Source organism: Streptomyces sp. NPDC059957, assembly GCF_042730015.1.
Lineage (GTDB): Bacteria > Actinomycetota > Actinomycetes > Streptomycetales > Streptomycetaceae > Streptomyces.
The window spans coordinates 1-2,492 of record NZ_JBHWMB010000109.1 but is presented as its reverse complement, the minus strand read 5'-3'; the positions used below and the strand labels follow the sequence as shown (position 1 = coordinate 2,492).

Sequence of the window (2,492 nt, the reverse complement as noted above, 5' to 3'; positions counted from 1 at the left end):
GTGGGAGGCTGCATCCGAGTACGCCCCGCGGGAGAGGAAACTGCCTTTGTGGGTCCCCGACAATGCCGTCAGATCGGCCCCCGGGGGGCCGCACCGGGGGGGGAAAGCCCCCCGGCGCGGCCCGCGCGGTCACCCGGGGGTGGGCGCGTCCCCGCCGGCTTGACGTTCCTGCACGGCCAGTCCCTCCAGGTCCGCGAGCAGCGCCCGTGTCAGCTCCAGTTCGGCCAGGTGCTGGCGCTCGCTCCAGCGCAGGGCGAGTACGGGGAAGGCCCAGTCCGGCTCGGTCGCCGCGTGCGCCATGGCCTCCCGTACGGCGTCCAACTCCTCCGTGGTGCGCTCCAGATGCTCCGTCACCATGCCCCGCAGCCGCTCCGGCTCGGCCAGGTGCCCGAGCCAGACGCGCAGCAGCAGCCCGTGCTTGAGGACCGGGGGCCCCACCTCGGTGACGTCGGAGGCCCAGCCGGCCAGCGCCTCGCGCCCGGCCGGGGTGATGCCGTAGCGGCGCTTGGCCCGCGCCTCCTCGGGTCCCGAGCGCACGGAGGCCGCGTAGCCCAGTTCCTCCAGGCGGCGCAGTTCGGCGTAGATCTGGCTGATGGCCGGTGACCAGTAGAAGAAGCGCAGCGAGGAGTCCGCCCACTTCTTCAACTCGTAGCCGGTCCGCTCCCCGGGGAAGGAGAGCAGGCCGAGAACCGCCCACGCGGTCGGTGGAAGCTCTTGCTTCTTCGACGTCTGACTACTAGTCATATTTCGAATAGAAGTGAGACCGGGTACGGGACGCAACCCTGGAGGCACCGTGAAATTCTCCGTGATCTTCGAAGCTCAGCTCGCCGACCCGACCGTGGAACGGGAGCACCAGGTCATCCGGGACTGCGTCGAGCAGGCCGTGCTCGCCGAGCAGATGGGGTTCGACCGGATCTGGGCCGTGGAGCACCACTCCTTGAAGTGGTACGCCCACATGAGTGCCCCCGAGATCTTCCTGACCTGGGTGGCGGCCCGGACCAACACCATACGCATCGGGCACGGAGTCGTGTGCATGCCCTTCGCCTTCAACCACCCCGTCCGGGTCGCAGAGCGGGCCGCGATGCTCGACCTGCTGTCCGGCGGGCGGGTCGACCTGGGGGCCGGACGGGGCGGGACCGTGCAGGAGACCTCGCTGTGCGGGGTGGACAGGGACCGCACCACGGCGGAGGTCGAGGAGGCGCTGCGGATCATCGGGAAGGCCTGGCAGGAGGAGGAGCTGGAGTACCACGGGGAGCTCATCGACATCGATCCGCACCCGATCCTGCCGCGGCCGAGCCAGCGGCCCCATCCGCCTTTGTTCCTCGCGTGCAGCCGGGCCGAGACCCTGGTGCAGGCCGCGGAACTGGGCGTCGGGGCGCTGGTGATGGGATTCGCCGGGCCGGAGTCCATCGCGGGCATGCGCTCCGTCTACGACGCCGCGATCGCCGGCCGGGACGGCGGCCGCTTCGTCTCCACGGCCGTCAACGACCACTTCTCGGTGCTCTGCCCGACGATCGTGCTCGACGATCCAGAGGAGGCGCGCCGGATCGGGATCCGGGGGCAGCGGTTCTTCGCGCAGTCCATCGGTCACTGGTACGGCGGGGCGGGGGTGCCGGACGAAGCGGTGGTCGCGGGCGCCGACGAGGGGGCGGAGATGCGCAGGGCGGCCGAGCAGGTGGTGGCGCGGCTGCACGAGCAGGACATCCCGGTGCGGCCCACCGCCACGGCCACCTTCAACGCGGACCACGCCTACGGGAGCGCGGACGAGGCGATCGCGTACGTGGAACGGCTGCGGGGGGCGGGAGCCGACGAGATCATGTGCCTGATCCAGATGGGGACCGTGCCGCAGGAGGCCTGTCTGGAGACCCTGCGGCAGTGGGGCGAGAAGGTCATCCCGCACTTCGCGAACCAGCGGGCGTAGGGGCCGCCGCCATGACGGATGTGACCACTGGGTCCGACAGGTCCGACAGGTCCGACAGGTCCGAGGGGTCCGACGGCCCCGCCCCGGTCGACCGGCTCGATCCCGCCGCCCGTCCCTACGCCGACGCGCCGGCCTCCCTCTTCCCCGACCTCGGGGGGCGCGTCACCGACGCCGGCGAAGCCCGCCGGATCCTCGCCGCCGTGCCCGGAACGGCCCGGCGGGCCGTGGTGGGCGCCGTGGAGGACCGGGAGGTACCGGGGCCCCGGCCGACCGTGGTGTTCTGCCACGGCGGCGGCTGGGTCCTGGGCGACCTCGACACGTACGACGCCACCGCCCGGGCGCTCTGCCGGGCCTCCGGCGCCGTTCTGGTCTCCGTGGACTACCGGCGGGCGCCCGAGGCCCGCTTCCCCGCCGCCGTCCACGACGCGTACGCCGCCCTGTGCTGGGGCCTGTCGTCAAACTCCCGTCGACGCCCGTAGGGCGGCCTTCCGGAGTTTGGTGGTTTTTTTCCGCGTGCCTGGCTGAAGACCTCGCGATGTGGTTCCTTTGTTCTCTTCCCGTGTGGATAGGG

3 protein-coding genes are annotated in these 2,492 nt (G+C 71.7%); 2 read left to right on the top strand and 1 reads right to left on the bottom strand.

All coding sequences use genetic code 11. The features are described 5' to 3' along the window. Positions 1–129: 129 nt before the first annotated feature. Positions 130–744 (bottom strand): PadR family transcriptional regulator, encoded by a 615-nt coding sequence (locus ACFWBW_RS38775; protein ID WP_385383582.1) that lies wholly within the window; start codon positions 742–744, stop codon positions 130–132. Positions 745–793: 49 nt separating this feature from the next. On the opposite strand from ACFWBW_RS38775, the gene ACFWBW_RS38770 reads away from it, so the two are divergent. Together ACFWBW_RS38770 and ACFWBW_RS38765 are read left to right on the top strand one after the other, a co-directional pair. Continuing rightward, positions 794–1,921, top strand: coding sequence for an LLM class flavin-dependent oxidoreductase (locus ACFWBW_RS38770; RefSeq protein ID WP_385383579.1), 1,128 nt, complete (start codon positions 794–796; stop codon positions 1,919–1,921). 11 nt (positions 1,922–1,932) lie between these two features. Then, the gene (locus tag ACFWBW_RS38765) at positions 1,933–2,400 is read left to right on the top strand and encodes an alpha/beta hydrolase (protein ID WP_385383576.1); all 468 of its coding nucleotides are present in this window, start codon (positions 1,933–1,935) and stop codon (positions 2,398–2,400) included. The last annotated feature ends 92 nt before the right edge of the window (positions 2,401–2,492 follow it).